The sequence below is a fragment of the Legionella sp. genome (genome assembly GCF_049790535.1).
In the GTDB taxonomy this organism is placed as follows: domain Bacteria; phylum Pseudomonadota; class Gammaproteobacteria; order Legionellales; family Legionellaceae; genus Legionella.
Window position 1 is genome coordinate 1 of sequence record NZ_JBAQZB010000053.1, and the last position, 25,460, is coordinate 25,460.

Here is a 25,460-nt window from a genome sequence, read left to right on the forward strand (position 1 = left end):
AAAAACAACTTATTTTTTCTAATGAACAACTCTTTCTTGCCTCCATTCTCTTGGTACAGATGATCATTCAAACACAATTGGAGCAAGGGATATATGAGTAAATTCGTGTGGATCGTTCAGGGTCAGATGCCGATCCAAATAAGCGCTTACTAATTACATCGCATTCAGTTTCTACACGTAAAATAATTTGTCGAAAACATTGAGCTTGCTTATTTTCTTCTTGTGCAACCCAAAAACTATTTTCATCATTAAAACCCAGCCTCTGCAGCAGGGTCACACACATGAATCGCTCCTGCAAGTTTTTAGCAGCTGCCAGATAAGCCTTATCGTTTTGCAAGACTAATGGTGGTTGAAAAGCTTTGGAATTAGCGGCATAAAGCGCCTTTATTAACACTTTTCTTTCGTGTACATTACTAATAGTAGCGATTTGCGATAAAAATAAGCGTAACGATTTTGCTTGCTCATCAACAATCACTGAATGATATGCTGCATACTCTGTAATCCCAGAATTTCTTAATACATTAAGCGCCTTACTCGTCATCTCTAATTCAGTTTCATTAAATTTCTTAATGTCCGCAACTACACAATGATAGTGTTCATTTTTTTCAGAAAAGAAATGATGTTTAATTGATTTTTGTAAATGCTTTCGTCGATCAAAGACGAGTTGTTCTAACTTAACTTCATCAACGAAATTGTTTGTATCTAATGCCACTAATGTAGAAGCCATTAATGGATATTTTTCTGTTTCAGCAACTATATTTTTATACTTGTCTAAAGATAAGCTGCTTTTAATCCAAAAAACCAAACACAGGCGTTTAGCGTCTTCATCTACTAAACTATGAATATAGTTTAATTGCTTTAATTTTTCTTCTCTAGTAAACAGCGCAGGAAGTTCTGACATTAACTTGGGGTTTATTAATTCTACTCGACTTACGGCACTAAAATAACTTTCCTCCGATAATACGAGTTGTATGAATTGATGTTCATAAGACTTATCGTAAAAATAAGAAAGTAATTTTATTTGCTCTTTACTCCACATGAATGCACCAAATGACTTGATAAACTGTTGATCATCAAGTAACTTGTAGTTTTTTTCCAAAGTTCCAGCTTCAGAATAAACAAGAACCATTTTTAGCAAATTCTTATTCATTCGCTTATCATTAGTTAGTTTAACGCGTTTCAGAGCTTTTCGTAATTCACTATCTTCCAAGCAACAATCAATTAACTGTGCAAAAGATAAAGGCAGCTCACGTTGAATAGAATAGTCCATAATTAAATCAAGAGCTGGATTATCTGCAAATAGGGGTAGTACACTCAATTGTAAATAATCAATAGGGTCTAATAGGCTCACTGCTTCTTGAGTGACATTTATAGTTCTCGTTATAAAATTAATTCGTTCAAAATGCTTATTAATTAAGCCTTGCTCCTCATTAAAGGCGTTTTCAAAGGGGATAACTGAACCTAATTGCTGTATCAGTTGATTTCCTGCGAAAGGCACAAAGTTAACTGCAATCTTGAATTCAGGTTTTATTTTATCAGTTAAATCAAAACTAGATAAAAGACTAATATTCCTATGTTCAGGAGCTAGATGTGTTGCTCTTATCAAACCCATCATCCATTGTCCTGGATTATCCCGTCGATACATTATCATAAAACCGCAGGGCACTTGCTTGTCATCAATATATGCAAAATCCAGATGAACAAATTGTTGCTGAAACTCTCTAGTGTCTTCATTTTCTTTTTTTAATGGCTTTGGGCCTAACAAGCAGCGTAAAATAGCGGCGGACATGTTACCTTGCCTGTAACCATAGGCCAAAAACTTCTGCTGCCATAAATGATAATAGAGTTGTGCCTGTTTCGGAGTGCCAAGAAAGGGGGTGGACAGAATATCTCGGCTCCATTCATCGTCAACATCAGCTTGAGTAGCAAATTCCGGGTGACCAAAAGCTGAAAAAACATGTAACGCATTTCCTTTTACCAAATAAGGCATTATTGTTTCCCGAAAATAACAAACTGTGGTTATTATAACCAATAACAAAAACAGTGGTTATAATTTTTTGCAAAAAAAGCATTATTTATGCAAAATTTATTTTAAATAATGCAGGGAAACAAACTTCAAGAAATGAGAATATCCTGCTCTTTATTTTTGTTCCAGGCCCTGGAACTTTGTTGGTTGTTTTGGGCCACACTTAAAGATGTGTTGTATTTAATGGTTTTAGATGTTCGAAAAGTTCCTTATCTTGACCTAAGGTATATTCTAAATTAGCTTTAGCTGTTTGATCTAAGATTTCAAAAATTTCTTTAATACCATCATTTTCACAACGAGTCAGCCTATCCACTAAGCTTGAAGCCTCATCATAACCTATGTCGACCAACCCATCAGGAAGAATCTCCATAGCGCTACCATCAATAATTTCCCAACAATGACGATACTTATCATACATCAGATTTTTAGAATGAATATCACAAAAAACCAGATTGGATTTGTACAATGGTCGTAAAAAATTGACAAAACTTTCTCTAAGTTCAAACTGTTCTGGATCGATAAAGTAACCTTTATCCAGATAAAACCTCAATGTTTTTCCTCTAACTCGTGTTTTTAATTGTGAATATCTACTTGCAGAATTAAAAAATGTTATTCCAGAAATACCATGTTTGCATAATATCTGATTAGTTTTAAGTTCTTCTGAATGTACATAAAAACTCTCTATTGGATATCTTAAAGGTAATGGATGATTAATATTTTCGTAAAGCACTTGAATCGCGGGTTTAAAAATTTTAATGCAATACTTTTTCGATCTTTCATCAATTGGCTTACTATTTACAGGGTAAATGTAATCATAAAGATAGGGAAACCAGCTTGACCAGAATCCTTTTTCATTTTCTGGTCGAAGTACCACCCTGAAAACACTTCCATAAACACCTTTACCAAGGCATTTATTATAATCTATTTTGTAATCCTTAAGTGATAATTGACAGGTTTGTCCTATGGATGGGTCTGTTAGACCAGTATTATTTAAAGTACCATTAGTATATTTTTCTCTATTCAATTTACATTCCTTACAAACTTACTGCTAAAACAATGTATATGTTTATTAGATAAACGCAATGGTGTAATTATATCATGCTAAAAAGTTTAATTCATGGAGAAATATGGAAACAATTTTTGGAGATAAAGTTGTTTGGATTCCAGCCGAAAAAATTGTTATTAGGTAACGTCCTTGAAGTTTTTTTAAACACCATTTAAGCTTCGATTGAGCACAGATTTTTAATTTCATCACGATCTGCCCCCCTTGTATGTTAAACCTCTTGCAAAAAACTACCAAGACGTTACAAAAGAGGCTATTGTTCTGAGTTAAATTGCTACTTTATGTACGTTGCAATCTTGGGGCATATAATTGAAGAAATGGGTTCACACTTTGCTGCATCTGCAAATTTACTTGTCTTGGTATCCTCTGTCTTTTGCTGAGTAAAGAATGCATGATACTTTTTAGAGCAAATTTTTGGTGAATCACTATTTTGATTTTGGACAAATTCACAAAATGCATCATATTCCTCACTAATAAATGGGGATAGCTCTTTCTTTTTCTCATCAGGTGTCAATAATTTATTAATCAGATGATTAGAAGCAATAGCCAATCCTAATACGGCTCCAAGTGCGCCGAAACCAATAGTTAAAGGAAAAAAAACAAGACAAGAAAAAACAATCGCAGGAACCAGTGCATTAATCATAATTGAGCGCACTAAGTGAACAGACTGCAGAACAATTAATTGCTTTTGATACTCTGTTTCAGCGTGAAATTTTTTAATTTCCAAATAGCGCAATTTGTTTTCATTGTTGTTTAAATCGAAGCTTACATTCAGGTTCTTAAGATGTTCTTGAAATTTATCTTCCGTCTCATTTTTAGATTGATGCAATTGATAAATAGCACTACCATCTTTGATTGTTCTGCTAATCACTGTCAATGCAAAACACAACAGAGCACCAACCGTACTTAATGTTAAGGCAGTCGCCGCAGAAATAGGCATAAATGGCATAGTTAAGAGTGTAAAGGCAAGCATTAAAGTAATCGCATAAGCACTATTATTGAATAAATCTAATTTTTGCAGTTCCCAATCTCTTTGACACTGTTGGCGCGCCCGCTTCAATGCGTTCAATTGTATTTGATAAGTTTTTAATTTTCTTTCTTCTGTTTCTTCTTCTGCTGCTGCAGCCATCAATTGTTTGATATCTTCATCATATTGTTTTATTTGTGCCTTATATTGTGTTTGTTGTTCGGAAAGATCCCATAAAGCCATACTGATATCAAAAACTAAGAGCATTAGGGTTAAGGCATCCCCCCAAGTTCCCAGAATCCCTTTACCATTTAACCAAAAAAAGCAAACAAAATTAGCTATGCCCCAAAGTGAATCATTAAGCAGCATAAATTTTCTTTGTGCCCATTGTGTTTGGAAACGTTCATGCCAAGGTGTATTTCCTTCTTCTTCACTCATCCACGGACCTTTTATCGTGTGTTTAAGTAATAAAAATAAATTCAATGAAAAACGAAAGTAATAAAGACTCCAGCTTAGAGCACCAAAATAAGGGTCTGGAGTTTTAATTGTATTCGCTGCTTGCTGAGCGTTATAAAAATCTTCAGGAATTAAATTAAGCATTGTTTTTATGAATAATGAACCCCAAACCCAATAAAGCCTCTTATCATTAAATGTGCTTAATGTTTCTTTAATCGTCTTTGTTTTACGTTCCATGCACGTGGCTATTTTCTCTGCGAACTCTTTAGCCAGAGGGATGCCACAGTATTTGACCGGTTTTCCATCAGAAAAATAGGCTTGCTCAGGCGATTTTGCAATTAGTTCCTGATACGTGGGATTAAACATATCAAGAAGAATTTCACATCGTCTAATGTGTAAATCATATTTTTTACTGTTTTCAGTTTTTTGATGACTCAATTCATAGTGTTTTTCCGCTAACAAAAGTAAATGAGTGATTTCAAGATCATATTTTAATTGAGCCTTTTCTTCTTGCAGGTAAGGAATTATAATGGGATCGATAGTCACTAAATTACTTAAATAAAAATTTAAGGGCGTGAGAAAATCACCACCGTTCATTTCGCGGTTATGTGTAAGTAGCGCTTTATGACAAAATGTCAATTTTCTATTTAAAGCATCTTTGAGATAAGATTGCAGTATTCTACTGCTTGTTGTCATCGTGTCACCTCGACATTTTGTACTAGCGATTCATTTTTAAAAAATAACCTGTTCTTTTGTATAACATGGCATCTATTTTAAAAACAATGTGGTTTTTTCTAGATTTACAAATTTGATACTAAAATTTGCACTATTTTGCATTTACTAACACAAAATAAATCTCATCAGCGCAAAAAATAGTCGTTATTTAATTATTGGTTATGGCATAATTCACCCGTAGACTTCTTTCGCAATGCTACTGTGCAGCCGCAAATTTGCCGCTCGTGCATGTACATTCTGGTTTTGCGCTCCAAGTTTTCTCGTATTTTGCGTTTTGCAGTGAGTTTTGAAGAAGCCTAATTAATTAGAATCTGAGGTATCGAAATGAAAAAAGCACTAGTGTTATTATCGGGTGGATTGGATTCAACTACCTGCCTGGCTTTAGCCAAGTCACGAGGTTTTTCTTGTTATGCTCTAAGCTTTTCTTATGGACAAAGACATACTACCGAATTACGCGCGGCCGCACGTATAGCGCAACACTATGAAGTCGAGGAACACAAAATTGTAACTCTGGACACGGCCCTGTTTCGTAATTCATCGTTAACTGACGTCACCATGGACGTTTCTGACTTTCATAATAGCACGGAAATTCCTGACACTTATGTTCCTGCACGTAACACGATTTTTTTGTCTATGGCCCTAGGCCTTGCCGAATCTTTAGGCATTAGAGACATTTACATTGGTGCCAGTTCAGTTGATTATTCTCATTATCCTGACTGTCGTCCTGAATTCATTGCTGCTTTTCAAACTTTGGCAAATTTGGCGACCAAAGCAGGTGTCACAGAAACACCTTTTACTATTCACGCGCCATTACAACATTTAAGTAAGACTGCGACCATTAAACTCGGAATAAATTTAAATGTAGATTATCGTTTGACTGTTTCCTGTTATCAAGCCAATGATGAGGGAGAAGCCTGTGGCCGATGTGACAGCTGTATTTTCAGAAAGCGTGGGTTTGCTGGCGCTGACGTGGTAGATCCTACTTTGTATCAATAAATTTACACTTTAGTTACAATATAGTGAACATTTATGATTCAATAGCCATTCAATCATTGATATGATTCCCTGGCTGTTTATAACTATTTTTATGGAGTAAAGTATGGAATTTCTAAAGAAAATTGTCATGTTACCGGGTAAGATTGTTGGAGGAATCTTTAGCGGTGTATCTTCTTTTATTAGCAATCATGAGCGCGCAATTTCAGTGGCATTCTGGGCTTCTCTGGGTATAGGCGCGGCAGTGGGATTAACCTTATATCTGTTGCCTGCTGCATTAACTGCTGTTGCTAGCTTCAGTATTTATGGTTTATCAATTGCTGGGATTGTTGGCGCTAACCAACTGTTTCAAGTTGGCTTTGCTGCTGGATTAGCTTTTGCAGCTACGTCTGCTTTAGTTTATCTTTCTGCGGCTATTGTTGATGGAATTATGGCGATTAAAAATGCATGTTACCCCCCCTCAACACCATTAGATAAAAGTCTTTCTAAAAAAATAACTTTGAATGATGAAACGAATAATGAAACGGATGATGAAACGGATGATGAAACGTTCTACTCAAAAAATAAGTTGAGCTCCTCCCCCATAGAAGTAGCACACCATTCTAGCCCAATATCATTTCAACCCGTATCTCGACCCATACGCCCTGCTGCCAATGAAATTTCTACCAATGATGATGATGATGACGAAATGAATCGGAAGACTCCGACAATGGTCCACTAATTAACTATAATAATCGTTAAAACGCGGCTAAAGCCGCGTTTTTTATTTTCATTAAAAAGTACTCCCTCTCATCTACAGCATTTAGTTCCTATTTGCGCTATAATCAGCCGTTTTTATCCATACAGGTTCATCGGACTAAAGAGGAGTTGATTTAACATGTCCACAAACCATAAATTAAAAGCTACAGAACGAAAAATATTGGTTACTACGGCTCTTCCCTATGCAAATGGGCATTTACATTTAGGACATTTAGTTGAGCATATTCAAAGTGACATTTGGGTGCGAGTTCACAAAATGTCTAACATCCAATGCATTAGTGTCTGCGGTGACGATGCGCATGGTACGCCAATCATGCTAAAAGCAGAGCAAATGGGAATTACTCCGGAACTATTGACTGCTGAAATAAAAATAAGTCATGAAAAAGATTTTAAAGGTTTTGCCATCGATTATGATTGCTATCACACGACTCATTCACCTGAAAATCAGATTTTAGCATCCGCTATTTATGAGCAATTGTGCGCAAACGATAGCATTGTTAAAAAAACCATCCGTCAGGCTTATGACCCGCTGAAAAAAATGTTTCTTCCTGATCGTTACGTCAAAGGAACCTGTCCTAAATGCGAGGCTAAAGATCAATACGGTGATAATTGTGAAGTTTGTGGTGCGACCTATTCTCCAATCGATTTGCTTGATGCCGTATCTGCAATTTCTGGTGCAAAACCTATAGAGAAAGATTCTGAACATTATTTTTTTGATTTGCCTCATTTTGAAAATTTATTAAAAGAATGGACAAAAAATGGTCACTTGCAAACTGAAGTAGCTAATAAACTGGAAGAATGGTTTGCTACAGGTTTAAAACAATGGGATATTTCTCGTGATGCACCTTATTTCGGTTTTCCGATTCCTAATACTACAGATAAATATTTTTATGTGTGGCTTGATGCACCTATAGGTTATATGGCCAGTTTTAAAAAGTATTGTGACGAACACGGAGCCTCATTTGCTGAGTTCTGGGATAAAGATTCACAATGCGAATTGTATCATTTTGTTGGCAAAGACATTGTGTATTTCCATGCTTTATTTTGGCCAGCCATGTTAGCTGCCAGTAATCATCGCCTGCCTACAGCAGTTTATACACATGGTTTTTTAACCGTTGATGGCCAAAAAATGTCTAAATCACGCGGTACATTCCTTGAGGCGCGAACTTATCTTGAACACCTGCATCCTGAATATTTGCGTTACTATTTTGCGGCTAAACTCAATGGTAGTATTGACGATTTAGATTTAAATTTTGCAGAGTTTGTTAACAGAATTAATGCTGATCTTGTGGGTAAAGTCGTAAACATAGCCAGCCGTTGTGCAGGTTTTATCAATAAGCGTTTTGCCAATCGCTTAAGTAGTACTTTAAGCGAACCACAATTGTATAAGGAGCTCCTTGAGGTGCGTCCGACACTAATTGACGCTTATGTTTCCCGCGATTATGCACGTGGAATTCGTCTTATCATGGATTGCGCAGATAAAGTAAATCAATACATTGATGCCAATAAACCATGGATATTGGCAAAAGAAGAGGAACGGCTGGCAGAAGTACACGATATTTGTAGTATGGGCATTAACTTATTCCGTATTTTAATTACCTATCTTAAACCAGTATTACCGATGATGGCACATGATGCCGAGCATTTTTTAAACTGCGACCCATTAACCTGGCAAGCTATTGATAATGCCCTGTTGAACCATACCGTTCATACATTTCAACCATTGATGGTTCGCGTTGAAAAAGAAAAAATAGAAGCTATGCTCAAGCAGTCCAAACAGGTGAAATAATGGCCTCAGTTAAAGAAATCGATAGGCTTTTACCACAAACGCAATGTGGCGAATGTGATTATTCTGGCTGCTTGCCTTATGCTGAGGCCTTAGCTCAAGGAACTGCCACGATTAATAAATGTCCTCCTGGTGGTATGGCCACCATTAAGGCTTTAGGTGCTTTATTGCAGCTTGATGCCACTCCTTATTTAAATGAGGCATTAGTCAAGACACGTGCACCCTCCGTAGCTGTTATTCGTGAAAGTGAATGTATTGGTTGTACCAAATGCATTAAAGCTTGTCCTGTGGATGCAATTATTGGGAGTGGTAAATTAATGCACGCAGTTATTGCCCACGAATGCACCGGGTGTGGCTTGTGCATTGCTCCTTGTCCCGTTGATTGTATTGAAATGGTGACTTTATCAGCTCCAGATTATGATAAAGATTTGGCCCGTCAACGGTTTAATGCCAAACAAACACGTTTATTACGTGATGAACATGAGAAGCAGCAAGCCTACAGGGAAAAAAGGCTTTTGATTTCGCAATCTGCAAACCAGATTCAGGATACTAAAGCGAAGCAGGATTACATTCAACAGGCTCTTGCACGAGTTAAAGCGAGGAAAACGCATGAATAAACAAAAAATTCGTGAAATTTTTATGCGTTTTCGCACCCAGAATCCTCATCCCACCACAGAATTGATATATCATTCTGTTTTTGAATTGTTAATCGCAGTGATTCTTTCAGCACAAGCAACTGATGTCAGTGTTAATAAAGCAACGGCTAAATTATTCCTTGTTGCCAATACTCCTCAACGTATTTTGGATTTGGGTTTGGAGCAACTGAAAGAATACATTAAATCAATCGGTCTTTATAACAGTAAAGCACAGAATATAATAAAAACCTGTGAGTTACTTATCCACAATTATCAAGGGGAAGTGCCCAGTCAACGTGAGTATCTGCAGTCTTTGCCTGGCGTAGGGCGAAAAACGGCAAACGTGGTATTGAATACGGCATTTGGGCAACCAACAATGGCAGTAGATACGCATATATTTCGAGTAGCTAATCGAACAGGTATTGCCAAAGGCAAAACGCCTTTAAGCGTCGAATTAGAACTAGTCAAGAAAATAGAGCCAGAATTTCTACATGATGCTCATCATTGGTTAATTTTACATGGACGTTATGTCTGTACTGCAAGAAATCCACAGTGCAAAACCTGTATTATATGTGATCTTTGTGAATTTAAAGATAAAAATTTATCTTAATATCAAATTACTATGAAATGGTGGTCATCTATAGTTAATAGCGTTGCGCTTACAGGTAAAATGATTAATACGGGTAGTAGGTATTGAGCGCTACAAAACCATGAACTTAGGAAACAACTGGAAGTTGCCTATGCAATGATTTACAAACAAGAATAATTAGTCCTGCTAAACACTTTCTACTTGAAAAGTTGAAAATTATCTCAAAATAAGTTATCATATATAATAACATTAAAAATAATACTTATGAATTGGAAAATAGATTTTTATAATGATTCAGTTGAAGAGGCTATTCTTAATATGCCTCCAAAAATTCAAGCTCGTATGCTTAAGTTACTGGAATTAATTGAAAAACATGGAGCTAAACTAGGTGCTCCCCATACCGAGCCTATGGGTGATGGGTTGTTTATAAGGGCAAAGGCATAGGGCGCTCCTTATATTGCTACATGAAGGGGCATCATATTGTAGTGCTACATGCTTTTATTAAAAAAACACAGAAAATCCCTAAACAAGAAATAAGTTTAGCCAAATTAAGAAAAGCGGAGGTTGAAAGAAATGGGCATTCAAAATTTAAAAAATAAAGCGCTCCAAAACCCAGAAGTAAAAGCAGAATATGATTTACTTGAAACAGAGTTTGTATTAATAGACACATTGCTTTCTATGCGAAAAAAATCTGGTTTAACTCAAGATGAAATTGCAAAAAAAATGGGAACTCAAAAAGGTAATATCTCAAGGCTGGAGAGAGGGAGTAGTAACCCTAGTTGGAAAACATTGCAGAATTATGCACATGCATGTGGATTCGAGCTTTCTATGAAAGTTAGAACCATGCATTCATCAGATCATGTCCATTTTACTAGAAAATAAAAAGGTTCCTTTAACTATCCCCGCTTTATCAACACCTCGACGAACTGAGATAGATCCTTTAGTATTTGGTATGAGTCCAGACAGAAGAAAATCACAGAATTCTTTCAGGATTCATTTTTTTTCACCGGACGCTTCCACCCATAGATCGTTTTCTGGCGTGAGTCCGTCAATGTGAGTTCTTCAGCAGGAACATTTTTACGAATAGTACTGCCCGCGCCAATGGTAGCGCGCGCACCAATAGTTACTGGGGCTATTAGTTGTGTGTCAGAACCAATAAAAACACCATCTTCTATAACCGTCTTATTTTTATTAACCCCATCGTAATTACAGGTAATAGTGCCTGCCCCTACATTTACCTTTTTTCCTAAGCTCACATCACCAAGGTAACTCAAATGACTGGCTTTAGAACCTTCTCCAAATAGGGCTTTTTTGGTTTCAACAAAATTACCTATTTTACAATGTGCAGCTAACTGAGTACCCGCTCTTATACGAGCAAAAGGCCCTATACTACACTCATTCTCAATTTGACAATCTTCTAATACACTATGGGCATGAATTTTAGTATTAGTACCCAATGTTACGTTGCTTAAGATGCAATTAGGTCCTATCGTACACCCATCACCGAGAACAACGTTACCGTTGAAGACACAATTTACGTCAATAAACACGTCTTGACCACAGATTAATTCGCCACGCACATCAAAACGATGGGCATCGGCAATAGCAACGCCTTGATACAACAATCGTTCTGCCTCATGTATCTGCCAAATACGTTCTAATTGCTGCAATTGCAAACGATTATTAACTCCCTGGATTTCCATAATATTATCTGTGTTTAATGTATTAATCTGTGTTTTATCGGCTGAAGCCAAAGCAATAATTTCCGTTAGGTAGTATTCATTTTGCGTATTATTATTGCTTAATTGTGGCAACCATCGAGTTAAATCAGCTACATTTGCGCAACAAATGCCGGTATAAATTTCTTTTACATTCTTTTCTTGATCATTTGCGTCTTTTTCTTCTACAATTTTAGAAATGTTGCCTTGTGTGTCTCTAATGATACGTCCACAACCAATAGGCTTATCTAAATGGGCAACTAAAAGTGTCAAAACAGATTGATGAGTATCTTCTGTTTTGCTACATTCCACTAAAGAATGAAGAGTCTTGGCTTGAATAAGCGGTATATCAGCAGATATCACCAAAACCAGTGTTTGAGGTGGAATATGAGGTAAGGCTTGCATTACTGCATGTCCGGTACCGAGCTGTTCAGGTTGATGGACCCAATGCACGGGTAGATCAGGGAGTGAGCTCTTAATTTGTTCACCTTCATGACCATAGATAATATGGATTGCATCAGGATTAAGTTGCTGTGCAGTTTCCACTACGCGCACTAACATGGGTTTGCCAGCAATTTGGTGAAGTACTTTAGGGGCCTTAGAATACATTCTTTTGCCCTGTCCTGCAGCTAAAATGATAATGTGTAAATTCATGAGATTTGTTATTTCCTAGGTTAAAACAATAACAGCTATGCTATTAAACAGTCTGCCTCAGTATTATAAATAAAGTAAATACTGTTATGATAAAATAATTGCAGTTCAAGGAGTAGAGCGATGACTATATTTGTTAAAACGTCTAAAGCATTAGTCGATCGAGTTAATAAAATCAATAGAAAATTCAATTGCTGAAGATAAGAAAGTCTTGTCTAGCATGGCGAGGAATACGGAAATTTCTGAAGAACAAAGAGCTATGACCCCTGAGCTGCAAAAATCTATCAATAGGCGAAGAATGTGATGAAGAAAGCTTAATTTTTTTGATTAATGTTAGGTTTATCGCTTACTTTTTCTCGATAATTTAACCTTGCCAACGCTCTATATTTGTTTCAATACCAAAAAGATCAAGGATTCTACCCACACTGTAATCAATAATGTCTGCTATTGTTTCAGGTTTATTATAAAATGCAGGCATCGCTGGACAAATAATGGCACCTTGTTGTGTTACGGACACCATATTTTGCAGATGGCCTAAATGTAAAGGAGATTCCCGAGGCATTAAAACTAATTTGCGGCGTTCCTTTAACGTCACATCAGCAGCCCGTCCAATTAAATTAGAACTAATTCCATGCGTGATTTCTGCTAAAGTTTTCATAGAGCAAGGAGCAACGATCATTCCTAAAGTTTGAAAAGATCCGCTGGCAATACTGGCACCCACATTATTCCAAGGATGATAGACATCCGCTAAACTTTTTAATTCAGTTAACGATAAGTCAGTTTCATACTTACGTGTTAGCTGCGCTGATTTACTAATAATTAGATGAGTTTCAATTGAGACTTTGCGAAACATTTCTAAAAGGCGTATTCCGTAAATCATGCCTGATGCACCACTTATTCCTATAATAATTCGGGCTGTACTCATAGGTGGTTCCTCTTAATTGAGTCAAATTTAAAACAATAATCTTTAGCTTTGTTGCTGCAAACCCTACGTCCCGGACAAATAGCAGGATGTTGAGTAATGCATTGTCTTCAGTCATCAAGATTATTCCATATAAATGGAAATAACGCACCGTAGGTCAGATTTTATACCAAATAAGTGGAAAATGTAGGGATAAAGAGGTAAATTGCATGGATTATAAAAATAAGAATTATGTTAATGAACAAAAGAGAGGAATAATGCAAAAAACTGCTTTAGTCACAGAACCAGTACCAACCGTGGAATCTTTTCCTGTTGCCATTATCGTTGGTGTGTTCAATCATGAAATAACTCAAATCTTACAAAAAGGGACCATTACCCAGTTAATGAAGCGTGGCCTTAATAAACAAGACATTAGTGTGTATGAGGTTCCTGGAGCGGTAGAAATCCCATTAGTCGCTAAACGCCTGGCAAAAGCGAGTACAGTGAAATCAATTATTACATTAGGGTCGATTATTCGTGGTGATACGAGTCACTACGATCTGGTTTGTAACCTAGTAAGTCAAGGCTGTATGCAGGTTTCCTTGGAATATAATATTCCCATTATTTTTGGTGTATTAACCACAGAAAATGAACAACAAGCATGGGATAGATTAGGAGGAAAACATGGCCATAAGGGTATAGAAGTAGCTAATGCAGCCATTTCCATGCATCAATTATTAAACCAATTAGTATAGGCCAAAACCGATGACCAATCCATATGAGCAGTTTGAGCAACGAAAACAAGATCATATCAAACTGTCCTTGATGCCTGAAAATCAAACTACTGCTTTAAGTACTTTGGATAATATTCATTTAGCACACGATGCATTACCTGATCTTAATTTCAATGAAATTATTATTGATGGAACACGATTTGGCAAGGCAGTAAAAAAACCGTTTTTCGTCAGTTCCATGACGGCAGGACACCACCAAGCCAAACAAATTAATCGTAATCTTGTTGAAGCCTGTGCTCAAAACGACTGGGCAATGGGAGTTGGCTCACAACGTCGTGAACTTACGGATACTAAAGCGGCCTTGGAATGGAAGCATATACGACGAGATTTTTCTAAAGTGAGCTTATATAGCAACTTAGGCATAGCCCAATTGATTAGTACCCCCCTTACGGATATACAGCGATTGACGGATAACTTGCAAGCAGATGCCTTAATTATTCATTGCAATCCATTACAAGAATGCATGCAACCGGAAGGTACAACGAATTATCGAGGATGCTGGTATGCATTAGAGAATTTAGTAAATAAATTGGCATTACCAATCATTGTCAAAGAAACTGGATGTGGTTTTTCGCCAGAAACCATGATGCGCTTAAATAATCTTGGTATCGCGGCAATCGATATGGGGGGGCTGGGTGGAACTCATTGGGGGCGCATTGAAGGGCATCGAGCAACTCATGATCCCATTCGACATCAAGCAGCGATTACGTATAAAAATTGGGGAATTGATACCGCAACCTCTGTAAGAAATGCGGCTGCACTTAATCCATCCTTTGAAATCTGGGGTTCTGGTGGTGTCCTTAATGGGCTTAATGCGGCCAAGCTTTTTGCTTTAGGTGCAACTACGGTAGGTTATGCGAAGCCGATGCTTGAAGCAGCATTAGAATCTGCAGAACAAGTCAATACCAAGATGTTAACTTTAGAATATGAATTAAAAGTCGCAATGTTTTGCACAGGCAGTCGTGTGTTAAACGATTTAACAAAGAAATTGGTAACCATTCACTGCGAAACATTTTAAAACAAAACACATAAACATCAATGATCTCATACTAAACAGATGTTTGCCCGCAAAGGGTGTTTATGCCAACGCCAATGACGATTTTCTGTATTGTTCATTACACCAGCCCATTCGAAATATTATGCTAAATATTCCAACCATAAAACCAAGCACTAAAGAGATCAGTAAAATCAATTTCTTGTTTGGTGCGATTGGTGTATGCGGAATTTCGATAGGTCCATCCACACGAAAAACAACGACATTATCCGTATTTATCGTGAATGACTTATAAAAATTAAGTTTAGTTTGTAACTGACGTAAATTGGGAATAAATGCATCATCAGATTTGCGATCGGATAAATTTTTTATTTTTGCTTGCAACAACGCAAGTTCAAGAGAATATGCTGAATGAGGCGGGCTACCAGAAGAATTATTGTCATTCTGATTCGTCAACTGGGCAACACGTATTTTTTCCTCAAGTTTAATGATACGATCATGACGTTCTAACTGTGCTGTTTCTCGAGCATTGTTGATTTGGTGTTGTAAATTATAAATCATCATTGAATTCTGCTGTTTTATGTCATTAAGTATCACCCTTAGCGTTTGCTCTCTAACTAACTCAACAAATTGCTTTAACCAAACTTTTACCTGAGTAGGATTATCACCACGTAAAGTAATAGTAAATTTAGGGAGACTTTCTGACGGTTGGAGCATTGAATTGGCAATAATTGAAATATTTTTGGAGAAAGAGGTGTAAATTTGTGCTGATGAGTATTTTTCTTTTTGATTTTTTGCTAAAGAAGGGAGATAAAACTGTTTAAAAAAGTGCTTTTTAATCGCTTCTGAAAATAATTCATTGTTAAAAACAAGAAAAACATCATGGGCACTTATGGGTTTTAATTCAGATTTCGATGATAACCGTCCCCAATTGAAGGCTGCGATTTCTCCATCACTGGCAGATGTGACCTTAATTTTAGCTTCAAAGACCGGTTCACTAAAAAAAATAAAAAGACTTCCTAAGAGAATACTTAATAATGTACTTAAAACTATCACTACCTTGTTTTGATACAATGCAACTAATAATTCAAAAATATTAATGTCACGGTGATTATCCAAGCTTTCTTTTTGCACTATAAAACCTCTTTTAGAATTCCATTCATAGTTTATTAAACTAAATATTAACGATAATTTTGTTAAAGGACAATTATTAAAATCAATTCCTTACATACTATTACTCTAATTGACATGAAAAAAAAGAGTATTGTTTATATATAATGCAAACTCAAGTGACTTGATGCGATTTAATCCAACTCTAGCTGAGTTTTAAATGTATTGTGAGTTATTCTAAGTTAATACACAAGGTTATCCACAGGATGTGTAAACATCTAAAATTCTTTTATTTTAAAAATTTATTTAAAATCAATAAGTTATATTGAATTTATCATTTTTCAAGAAAAAATCACTCAAAGTTATTCACAATCCTTAAAATGTTTCTATTTATAACCTGTTATCTCTTTGTTAAAATCACTTTGCAATACAGTACTACGGTGTTTAAATAGTAGTTAATATTACGATGACTAAAAAATTATGAATGAAGTTGCAGAAAAAAAAGCACTAACAGAATTTACAGAAAAAGCCTATTTGGATTATTCAATGTATGTAATTCTGGACAGGGCCCTCCCTCATATTGCAGATGGATTAAAACCGGTTCAGCGCCGTATTGTCTACGCTATGTCTGAACTGGGTTTAAAAGTTACAGCCAAACATAAAAAATCAGCCCGTACCGTTGGGGACGTGTTAGGTAAATTTCATCCGCACGGTGATAGTGCCTGTTATGAAGCAATGGTTCTCATGGCACAGCCTTTTTCTTATCGTTACCCTTTTGTTGATGGGCAGGGAAACTGGGGATCAGCAGATGATCCTAAATCATTTGCTGCTATGCGTTATACCGAAGCTCGACTCTCATCTTATGCTGAAGTATTATTGGCCGAATTACAGCAAGGTACTGTAGATTGGGTTGATAATTTTGATGGTACTTTGCAAGAACCTACGTTGTTGCCAGCACGTTTACCGAACATTTTATTAAATGGTGCATCAGGCATTGCAGTGGGAATGGCCTCTGATGTTTTACCGCATAATTTAACTGAAGTTGTTAATGCTTGTGTGTATTTACTAGAACATCCAGACGCCGATTTAGCTGCCCTTTCGCAATACATTAAAGGTCCTGATTTTCCCACTGAGGCAGAAATAATTACTCCGCCGGAGACGATCTCTGCAATATATGAGACCGGGAATGGTTCTATTAAAATGCGGGCAATTTATAATTTAGAAAAACAAAATATCGTAATTACCGCATTACCATATCAAGTATCAGGTGCGAAAGTTATAGAACAAATTGCGTTACAGATGCAACAAAAAAAATTGCCTATGGTTGAAGATCTACGTGATGAATCGGATCATGAACATCCTACTCGTTTAGTTATCATTCCGCGTTCTAACCGTGTTGATGTAGATGGATTAATGTCGCATTTATTTGCAACGACTGATTTAGAGCGTAGTTATCGCGTAAATTTCAATATGATAGGGCTTGATGGTAAGCCAAGAGTAAAAAATCTGGTGTGCATTCTAAATGAATGGTTGGTTTATCGTATTGGGGTTGTAAAAAGACGTTTGCAATACCGTTTGGCAAAAGTATTAGAACGTATCCATATAATGGAAGGATTATTAGTTGCCTATTTAAATATTGATGAAGTTATTGCCATCATTCGCGAACAAGAGCACCCTAAACAAAAATTAATTGCGCATTTTAATCTTAGTGAACGCCAAGCCGAAGCCATCTTAGAAATGAAATTGCGTCATTTAGCAAAATTAGAAGAGATAAAAATACGTGGCGAATTAAAGGAACTTTGTAGTGAGCGAGATTATTTGCAAAGTACTTTGGCCAGTGAGCAAAAATTAAGGAATTTAGTTAAAGAAGAAATGATTAAAGATCGCGATGAGTTTGGTGATGTACGACGTTCACCAATTATTGTACGTCAAGAATCGCAAGCATTAAAAGAAGAGGATATTCTACCAAATGAGCCTATTACCATAGTACTATCTAAAAAAGGCTGGATTAGAGCAGCGAAAGGTCACGAAATTAATGGTTGCGAACTTAGCTTTAAGGCTGGAGATGAATTTAAGTCGCAAGCAACAGCTCGTTCAAACCAACAAATTGTCTTTTTTGACAGCGAGGGGAAAGTGTATTCGTTACCAGGTCATTCTCTTCCTTCAGCCAGAGGACAAGGTGAGCAATTAACAGGTAAATTAAATCCAGCAGAAGGCGTTTTATTTGAGGCTGTTGTTGGTGGTGAGGCAGAACAATTGATAGTGTTAGCCTGTGATGCGGGCTATGGTTTTATTGCTAAAATTGGCGAGCTTTATGTAAAAAATCGTAACGGAAAAGCCTGTGTTAAATTACCAAAAGCCAGTCGTCTCTTACCGCCGCGAATAGTACCTAATGGTCAAAATTTGTTGGTAGCATGTGCTACTAATGTAGGACGATTGTTGATTTTTTCAATTAAAGAATTGCCTGAGTTAACTCGTGGTAAGGGAAATAAATTAATTAATGTTCCTGCTGCCAAAACGATATCCCGTGAAGAATACATTATTGATATGCAAGTTTTAGCTGATAATGACTCGCTCACTGTCCATGCTGGAAAACGTCATTTTACTCTTAAAGGTGGAGATCTGGAGTATTATAAAGGAGAACGTGGTCGACGAGGTAATCGGTTGCCACGTGGATTGCAGAATGTTACTCAGCTGCAAGTTACTTAGAGTTTTGTTCAATTCGACTTTCCAGTTGCTACTTGCCTTAAAAAATCGTTCAAGGTGAAGGCAATTCAATCGCTGGCCCGAAAAGTAAATAGTAATGAGGTCCTGAATAGATATCTTGACTATCAAATCAGAAATAAGGGTGATAAAGTCTTATAAATATCATACCTAATGATATTGGGTTCCATGATGGAAAACAGCTAAAATAGGGAAGTATTGCCCCCATGTTAAAGTTTTTTATCTTTGTAGCATTTTTATTGCTTAATGCATGTATGGTCGGCCCTAATTATAAAGAGCCGCAAAAGACTTTTGCAGCACATTGGGCAAAAAAAAATACCTCGGTTAAAGAGGCTCCATTCAAAGATACTAAATGGTGGCAAGAATTCCATGATCCAATACTTACTTCCATCATCTACCAAGGATATCGTAACAATTTATCCCTTCAGTCTGCCGGAGTCAAGGTGTTGCAGGCGAGAGCACAATTAGCACAGGCAGTTGGTGAATTATACCCACAGCAACAGCTTCTGCTTGGAAATTACACGTACACACGAATTGGCGGCACTTCCTTGCAACAAGTTTTACCATCAAACTTTGATACGGCGTTGTTAGGTTTTTCTGCGAATTGGGAAATCGATTTTTGGGGTAAATATCGACGCGCAATTCAAGCAAATGATGCGGCTTTTTTAGAGTCACTTGCTGCTTATGATAATGCTCTTGTTACGCTCACTGCAGATGTGGCAACAACCTACATTAAGATTCGTACTGCTGAAGAGCAGATTAAGATAACCAAAGAAAACATAGTGGTACAAAAAATAGGATTAAAAATTGCACGTGCGCGTTTTAATGCAGGCGAAGCAAGCCTCGTTGATGTTGAGCAGGCAATGACAGAGTTGGCACAAACAGAAGCAACGTTGCCATCAATAGTTGCTAATTTGCAGAAACAAAAAGATGCGCTGGCGGTTTTATTAGGAACGATTCCAAATGGGATTGATGAGGTTATCCAAAAAAGTCGTGGCATCCCAAAGGCTCCATCTTCTGTAGCGGTGGGTATTCCTAAAGAAATGTTAGCCAGACGTCCTGATATTCATCAGGCAAGGTTGGAAGCAGTAGCACAATCTGCGTCTATAGGTGTCACTAAAGCCAATCTTTATCCTTCACTTTCATTAAATGGTGCCTTTGCCTTTGCTTCAAATAATATTCCTAATTCCTCAGTCTCAGATATCTTCCATTGGGCAAACCGTAATATCTCGGCAGGTCCCAGTTTCAGTTGGCCAATACTCAATTACGGTCAAATTACAAACACTGTTCGTGCCCAGGATGCGGTTTTCCAGCAGGCATTATTGAATTATGTCAATTTAGTGTTAAAAGCTCAGCAAGAAGTACAAGACAATATCACAGCGTATGTTGAAGGTAAAAAAGCAGTTCATTTTCTAACTCAGGCAAATACTTCAGCAATTAAATCCTTAAAATTGGCTTTAATTCGTTATAGAGAGGGCGAAACTGATTTTACGCCAGTACTTAATGCGGAACAGCAACAATTGAGTGTGCAAACGTCACTTGTCAATGCGCAGGGAGATATTCCACAAGCTTTAGTGGCTCTTTATCGTGCTCTAGGTGGTGGTTGGGAAATTCGTGGTGGTGATGATGTGGTTTCGCAGCAGATTAAAACAGAAATGGCAGCACGAACTAATTGGGGCATGTTGTTGAAGCAAAAAAATCATCAGCCACCGGTTACGAAAAAGCAAAAAATAAAAGAACTTTATCTACCAACATGGTAACCAGTATGAACATTAATAAAAATTCAAAATTAGTCAAATTTTTAGGAGTCGCAGTAGTCGCATTATTATTTGTATATTTCATTGCACATTTTTTTAAAAAACCTAATTTTCCCAAAATACCTGCTCCATCAGTTATGGTGCAAAAGCCGCAATTGCAGGAAATGGTTGAATACGTGACGCAAACAGGAACTACCGTATCTTATAATTCTGTCAATCTAGTTGCACGTGTGGAAGGATATCTGGAAAAAATAGAATTTGTTGATGGCTCTTTTGTTAAAAAGGGTCAGGAATTGTTTGTGATTCAACCTGAACCGTATTGGGAGCAATTAAAAGCAGCGCAGGCTACTGTCGTAGCACAAAAGGCAGTTGATGCCTATAATAAGTCTGAATATGCTCGTCAAAAGCGAATGTATAAAGAGAATGCAACGTCGCTAAATGAAGTTGAAAAATGGTTAGCTAAAACTCAAGAAGTTGAAGCAGAAATTGATAAGGCAACTGCTAATGCGATAAATGCTGCAATTACCTACAGTTATACCCATGTTTCATCACCCTTTGATGGGCGTATTGGTCGTCATTTAATTGATGTAGGTAATTTAGTAGGTCACGGTGAAGCAACTAACTTGGCAACTGTAGATCAGATTTCTCCTCTTTATGTTTATTTTAACCTCAATGAAATTGATTTAATTAAATTGCTTAGAGCCGCACGTGCCATGGGGCTTAAACCGCAAGACCTTAATACAATTCCTGTGCACATTAGCATGCAAAATGAAACTGATTTTAAATACACTGCTACCTTGGACTTTATCAACACAGGTCTTAATGCCTCAACGGGCACGATGGAGTTACGTGCGGTATTGCCAAATAAAGATTATATTTTTATTCCAGGTCTTTTCGTGCAAGTACGGGTTGCAATTACCAAACCTGAAAAACAATTAACTGTTCCAGATACAGCATTACTTTATGATCAAATTGGTCCTTATTTATTAGTGGTAAGCAAGGACAATACGGTGCTTTTAAAACGGGTGAAATTAGGTAGTGTAGAGCAGGGTATGCGTGGGGTAGTAAGCGGTTTAGATGCACAAGATGAGGTGATCGTTGAGGGAGTGCAAAATGCAACTCCTGGGAATAAGGTTGTGCCTCACACAAAAGTGGCAGGTGAGAAAACATCATGATTTCTAAATTTTTTATTGAACGACCAATACTAGCCAACGTTATCGCCCTACTCTTGGTTTTATTAGGAATGGTGGCCATAGCTGTTTTGCCTGTAACTCAATATCCTGCCATCGTACCGCCAACCATTCAGGTAACGACTACTTACCCCGGTGCGGATGCAAAAACTTTAATTAATACAGTAGCTCTCCCCATTGAACAGCAGGTCAATGGAGTGGAAAAAATGTTGTATATGCAATCAACCAGCACTGATAGCGGTACTTATACCTTGATTGTTACCTTTGCTATTGGCACTGATCTGAATTTTGCACAAGTATTAGTACAAAACCGCGTACAAGCAGCCATGGCACAGTTACCACAGTCAGTGCAAAAACAAGGGGTGGTGGTGCAACAAAAATCCACGTCTATTTTACAATTTATTACTTTAACGTCGGAAAATGGTGAATACGATGGGTTATTTCTTGATAATTACGCTGCCATTAATATGCAAGATGAATTGGCACGTTTACCAGGTGTAGGTAATGTGCTTATTTTTGGTACGGGTACCTATGCAATGCGTGTATGGCTTGATCCTCAAAAAATGTTGTCTTATGCATTAAATCCAAGTGATGTATTAAATGCCATCAGTCGTCAAAATCAGGAGGTTTCGGCTGGGCAGATCGCTGCACCCCCAACCGCAGGGTCGCAACCTTATCAATTTACAATAAATGTGCCAGGTCAGCTTACTAATCAGGAACAATTTGCCAATATTATCATTAAAACCTTAACGACGCAGTCCAACGAGGGGGCTAATGGCAGTAGCAGTGCAAAGATTGTAAGAATACGAGATGTAGGGCGTGTGGAGCTAGGCTCTTCCAGTTACAGCCAGTTGGCAAAACTTAATAATAAGCCCACTGCTGCAATTGGTATTTATCAATTACCTGGTGCTAATGCTTTGCAAGTGGCCACAGAGGTACGCGAGGCGGTAGCCAAGATGGCCAAAAAATTTCCTCCTGGAATGCGCTATTCTGTTCCTTTCGATACTACTATTTTTGTTAAGGCTTCAGTTAATGAAGTTTATAAAACTTTATTTGAAGCCGGTATTTTAGTTCTGATTGTCATTCTTTTTTTCTTACAAAATTTTCGCGCTACCCTGGTACCGACAACCACTGTGCCTGTGACCATCATTGGTGCCTTTTTTGCTATGCTTTTACTAAGTTATTCGATTAACTTACTGACTTTATTTGCACTGGTTTTAGCAATTGGTATTGTTGTTGATGATGCGATTGTAATCGTCGAAGGGGTAACACAACACATTGAGCGGGGAACGTCTCCGAAAGACTCAGCAATTGCCGCTATGAATGAATTATTAGGCCCCATTATTGGTATTACTTTAGTGCTGATGGCTGTATTTGTACCTGCTGGCTTTATGCCAGGTTTGACTGGGGCTATGTATGCCCAATTTGCTCTGGTGATTGCAGCTACGGCCTTTATTAGTGCCATTAATGCGATGACGTTGAAACCCACTCAATGTGCTCTCTGGCTTAAACCGCTTAACACGCATAAAGAAAAAAATTTTCTATTTCGCTGCTTTGATAAAATTTATGATCCTGTTGAGCGCACCTATATCCACTTTATTGAGCGATTGATAAAACAGAATAAGATCGTCTGTTTTATTGGTATTCTCTTGGTTCTTTTAGCTGTATTTGGTTTAAGCAGAATCCCTACGGGGTTTATTCCAATTGAAGATCAGGGCTATTTAATGATGAATGTGCAGTTACCGGATGGAGCAAGTCTTGGACGAACCGAAGCACTCTTACATGATTTAAGTGCCCAGGTCTCCAAAATTGATGGTATTGAAAATATTATCACGATTGATGGAATTTCGCTGTTGGATAACAGTGCAAATCTTGCAAATGCGGGTGTTCTTTACGTCATGTTTAAGGATTGGAGTGTACGTGGTAAACAAGAAGGGTTATTACCGTTGTACACCAAATTGAATGAAATTGCACAAAAGACGCTAAATGCCAAAGTTTTGGTAATGATCCCTCCACCAATTCAGGGCCTGGGAACATCAGGTGGTTTTCAAATGCAGCTTGAATTACAGGATGGCTCTTTTGATTATCGTAAATTACAAGCCGCAACGGATCAAATGATTCTTTATGCCAGTCAACAACCGGAATTACAACGTCTAATGACTTCTTTTCGCGCTTCGGTACCGCAAGTTTCTGCACCGATTAATAGAATTAAAGCAGAATCGTTGGGGGTTCAGGTAGGTGATGCTTCCGATGCCTTACAAACTTATCTTGGTTCGTCCTATGTAAATTTGTTCACAAAATTTGGGCAGGTATTTCAGGTCTATGTACAAGCTGATGCTCCTTATCGGATGACTATAGAGGATGTACGTAACCTTTATGTGAAAAATAAATCTGGCGGCATGGTTCCCATTGGTACGCTGACCGATATTTATCCCACGGTTGGCCCTTCTCTTATTTCACTTTATAATCTCTATCCATCAAGTAACATTTATGGCATGGCAGCGCCTGGCTATAGTTCAGGCCAGGCCATGGAGGCGATGGAACGAGTTGCCAAGCAAGTTTTGCCTGCAGGTGTTTCCTATGAATGGACCAGTACTGCTTATCAGGAAAAAATAGCAGGGAACATGAGTTATTATATTTTCATTTTGTCGTTAATTTTGGTGTATATGATTTTGTCAGGACAATATGAAAATTGGGTTACCCCAATATCTATTTTACTCAGCGTCCCCTTGGCTTTAATTGGTACCGTCCTGGCTTTATCTGCTCTTGGACTAGCGAATAATATGTATACCCAAATTGGGATTTTATTATTAATTGCGCTTGCGGCCAAGAATGCAATTTTAATCGTCGAAGTAGCACGAGAACAACGGCAATTTCATAAAAAAACAATTATGGAATCTGCTGTGCTGGGTGCGAAAACACGTTTTCGCCCTATTTTAATGACCTCTTTTGCATTTATTTTGGGGGTAATGCCTTTAGTTTTTGCTACTGGCGCGGGTGCTAACGCACGGCGTTCTATTGGTATTACCGTATGCAGCGGGATGTTGGCTTCAACTTGCCTTGCTGTAGTATTTGTACCGGCTTTTTATGTTATGTTGCAAAATTGGCAAGAGCGACGGCAAGTAAAAAAACGAGGCCGCTCAATACCAATATCTTCTAAATAATTTCTTACTCCATTTATCTAATGCAACACAAAGTCAACTCAAAAGATAAATTTTCATTGCAACCTTTATCTGAATGCAATAAGATTATCGGGCATTTTTAATTTTTAAAAAAGCGCTGATAGTAAGGATGCCAACCACAATTTAACTAGAGGTAAATCATGGCTGACGTCATACTAGTCGATTTCACACCCATTTTTCAATGGTGCATTTGCAATAATCAATACTATTTCTCCAATTTATCCCCTTAAGAGCAACTAAAAGAAATTGCTTCGTTTTTTCAAGTGAAAATAAGAAGAGTGGAACAGTATCGTCAAGCTATTTTTGAAAAACTAGCGTGTACCAATATGATTGAAACTGTGTTTAGTGGTATTCGTTATGGCAAGATAAGTCCATTGAATGAACAAAATTGCTTTAGTTTACCATAGTTATTTTTATTATTGATGTTGTT

At 37.3% G+C, this 25,460-nt stretch carries 20 protein-coding genes; 14 read left to right on the forward strand and 6 right to left on the reverse strand.

Annotated features, from left to right (window positions below; genetic code table 11):
- Positions 1 to 67 precede the first annotated feature (67 nt).
- From WA877_RS02600 to WA877_RS02610, 3 genes are all read right to left on the reverse strand, one after another.
- The gene (locus WA877_RS02600) at positions 68 to 1,990 is read right to left on the reverse strand and encodes a hypothetical protein (protein WP_425169377.1); all 1,923 of its coding nucleotides are present in this window, start codon (positions 1,988 to 1,990) and stop codon (positions 68 to 70) included.
- A 199-nt stretch (positions 1,991 to 2,189) separates the two neighbouring features.
- Positions 2,190 to 3,050, reverse strand: a complete 861-nt coding sequence (locus tag WA877_RS02605) for a hypothetical protein (protein WP_425169378.1) — start codon at positions 3,048 to 3,050, stop codon at positions 2,190 to 2,192.
- A gap of 313 nt (positions 3,051 to 3,363) precedes the next feature.
- The gene (locus WA877_RS02610; RefSeq protein ID WP_425169379.1) at positions 3,364 to 5,208 is read right to left on the reverse strand and encodes a hypothetical protein; all 1,845 of its coding nucleotides are present in this window, start codon (positions 5,206 to 5,208) and stop codon (positions 3,364 to 3,366) included.
- 363 nt (positions 5,209 to 5,571) lie between these two features.
- Between WA877_RS02610 and queC the strand changes: the two genes are divergently transcribed.
- The 8 genes from queC (at position 5,572) to WA877_RS02650 (ending at position 10,891) form a co-directional block, all read left to right on the forward strand.
- Positions 5,572 to 6,243, forward strand: coding sequence for a 7-cyano-7-deazaguanine synthase QueC (gene queC / locus WA877_RS02615; RefSeq protein ID WP_425169380.1), 672 nt, complete (start codon positions 5,572 to 5,574; stop codon positions 6,241 to 6,243).
- A 103-nt stretch (positions 6,244 to 6,346) separates the two neighbouring features.
- Positions 6,347 to 6,961 carry a hypothetical protein gene (locus WA877_RS02620; RefSeq protein WP_425169381.1) on the forward strand — a complete coding sequence of 205 codons (615 nt, stop codon included), beginning with the start codon at positions 6,347 to 6,349 and terminating at the stop codon, positions 6,959 to 6,961.
- A gap of 156 nt (positions 6,962 to 7,117) precedes the next feature.
- Positions 7,118 to 8,788, forward strand: coding sequence for a methionine--tRNA ligase (gene metG, locus WA877_RS02625; protein ID WP_425169382.1), 1,671 nt, complete (start codon positions 7,118 to 7,120; stop codon positions 8,786 to 8,788).
- A complete protein-coding gene (locus WA877_RS02630) occupies positions 8,788 to 9,402 on the forward strand; it encodes an RnfABCDGE type electron transport complex subunit B (protein WP_425169383.1) in 615 nt (204 codons plus the stop codon). Before metG ends, WA877_RS02630 begins: the two co-directional genes overlap by 1 nt.
- On the forward strand, positions 9,395 to 10,030 hold the full coding sequence (gene nth / locus WA877_RS02635; RefSeq protein ID WP_425169384.1) for an endonuclease III: 636 nt from the start codon (positions 9,395 to 9,397) through the stop codon (positions 10,028 to 10,030). Before WA877_RS02630 ends, nth begins: the two co-directional genes overlap by 8 nt.
- Before the next feature lie 243 nt (positions 10,031 to 10,273).
- The gene (locus WA877_RS02640; protein WP_425169385.1) at positions 10,274 to 10,453 is read left to right on the forward strand and encodes a type II toxin-antitoxin system RelE/ParE family toxin; all 180 of its coding nucleotides are present in this window, start codon (positions 10,274 to 10,276) and stop codon (positions 10,451 to 10,453) included.
- Positions 10,454 to 10,473: 20 nt separating this feature from the next.
- The gene (locus WA877_RS02645) at positions 10,474 to 10,608 is read left to right on the forward strand and encodes a type II toxin-antitoxin system RelE/ParE family toxin (protein WP_425169386.1); all 135 of its coding nucleotides are present in this window, start codon (positions 10,474 to 10,476) and stop codon (positions 10,606 to 10,608) included.
- Positions 10,583 to 10,891 (forward strand): helix-turn-helix domain-containing protein, encoded by a 309-nt coding sequence (locus tag WA877_RS02650; protein ID WP_425169387.1) that lies wholly within the window; start codon positions 10,583 to 10,585, stop codon positions 10,889 to 10,891. The genes WA877_RS02645 and WA877_RS02650 overlap by 26 nt, the downstream gene beginning before the upstream one ends.
- A gap of 104 nt (positions 10,892 to 10,995) precedes the next feature.
- Here WA877_RS02650 and glmU read toward each other — a convergent pair whose 3' ends face one another.
- Both glmU and WA877_RS02660 read right to left on the reverse strand, forming a co-directional pair.
- Positions 10,996 to 12,381 carry a bifunctional UDP-N-acetylglucosamine diphosphorylase/glucosamine-1-phosphate N-acetyltransferase GlmU gene (glmU, locus tag WA877_RS02655; protein WP_425169388.1) on the reverse strand — a complete coding sequence of 462 codons (1,386 nt, stop codon included), beginning with the start codon at positions 12,379 to 12,381 and terminating at the stop codon, positions 10,996 to 10,998.
- 361 nt (positions 12,382 to 12,742) lie between these two features.
- Entirely contained in the window at positions 12,743 to 13,303 is a 561-nt protein-coding gene (locus WA877_RS02660) for a UbiX family flavin prenyltransferase (RefSeq protein ID WP_425169389.1), read from the reverse strand.
- Positions 13,304 to 13,557: 254 nt separating this feature from the next.
- Between WA877_RS02660 and ribH the strand changes: the two genes are divergently transcribed.
- Both ribH and fni read left to right on the forward strand, forming a co-directional pair.
- Positions 13,558 to 14,034 carry a 6,7-dimethyl-8-ribityllumazine synthase gene (ribH, locus tag WA877_RS02665; protein ID WP_425169443.1) on the forward strand — a complete coding sequence of 159 codons (477 nt, stop codon included), beginning with the start codon at positions 13,558 to 13,560 and terminating at the stop codon, positions 14,032 to 14,034.
- A 10-nt stretch (positions 14,035 to 14,044) separates the two neighbouring features.
- Entirely contained in the window at positions 14,045 to 15,091 is a 1,047-nt protein-coding gene (fni, locus tag WA877_RS02670) for a type 2 isopentenyl-diphosphate Delta-isomerase (protein ID WP_425169390.1), read from the forward strand.
- A gap of 60 nt (positions 15,092 to 15,151) precedes the next feature.
- Here fni and WA877_RS02675 read toward each other — a convergent pair whose 3' ends face one another.
- Positions 15,152 to 16,201, reverse strand: a complete 1,050-nt coding sequence (locus WA877_RS02675; RefSeq protein WP_425169391.1) for a Wzz/FepE/Etk N-terminal domain-containing protein — start codon at positions 16,199 to 16,201, stop codon at positions 15,152 to 15,154.
- Between the two features lie 456 nt (positions 16,202 to 16,657).
- Between WA877_RS02675 and parC the strand changes: the two genes are divergently transcribed.
- The 4 genes from parC (at position 16,658) to WA877_RS02695 (ending at position 25,012) form a co-directional block, all read left to right on the forward strand.
- Positions 16,658 to 18,886 carry a DNA topoisomerase IV subunit A gene (gene parC / locus WA877_RS02680; RefSeq protein ID WP_425169392.1) on the forward strand — a complete coding sequence of 743 codons (2,229 nt, stop codon included), beginning with the start codon at positions 16,658 to 16,660 and terminating at the stop codon, positions 18,884 to 18,886.
- A 221-nt stretch (positions 18,887 to 19,107) separates the two neighbouring features.
- A complete protein-coding gene (locus WA877_RS02685) occupies positions 19,108 to 20,661 on the forward strand; it encodes an efflux transporter outer membrane subunit (protein ID WP_425169393.1) in 1,554 nt (517 codons plus the stop codon).
- Positions 20,662 to 20,666: 5 nt separating this feature from the next.
- Positions 20,667 to 21,833 carry an efflux RND transporter periplasmic adaptor subunit gene (locus tag WA877_RS02690; RefSeq protein WP_425169394.1) on the forward strand — a complete coding sequence of 389 codons (1,167 nt, stop codon included), beginning with the start codon at positions 20,667 to 20,669 and terminating at the stop codon, positions 21,831 to 21,833.
- Positions 21,830 to 25,012, forward strand: a complete 3,183-nt coding sequence (locus tag WA877_RS02695) for an efflux RND transporter permease subunit (protein ID WP_425169395.1) — start codon at positions 21,830 to 21,832, stop codon at positions 25,010 to 25,012. The genes WA877_RS02690 and WA877_RS02695 overlap by 4 nt, the downstream gene beginning before the upstream one ends.
- Positions 25,013 to 25,460 lie beyond the last annotated feature (448 nt).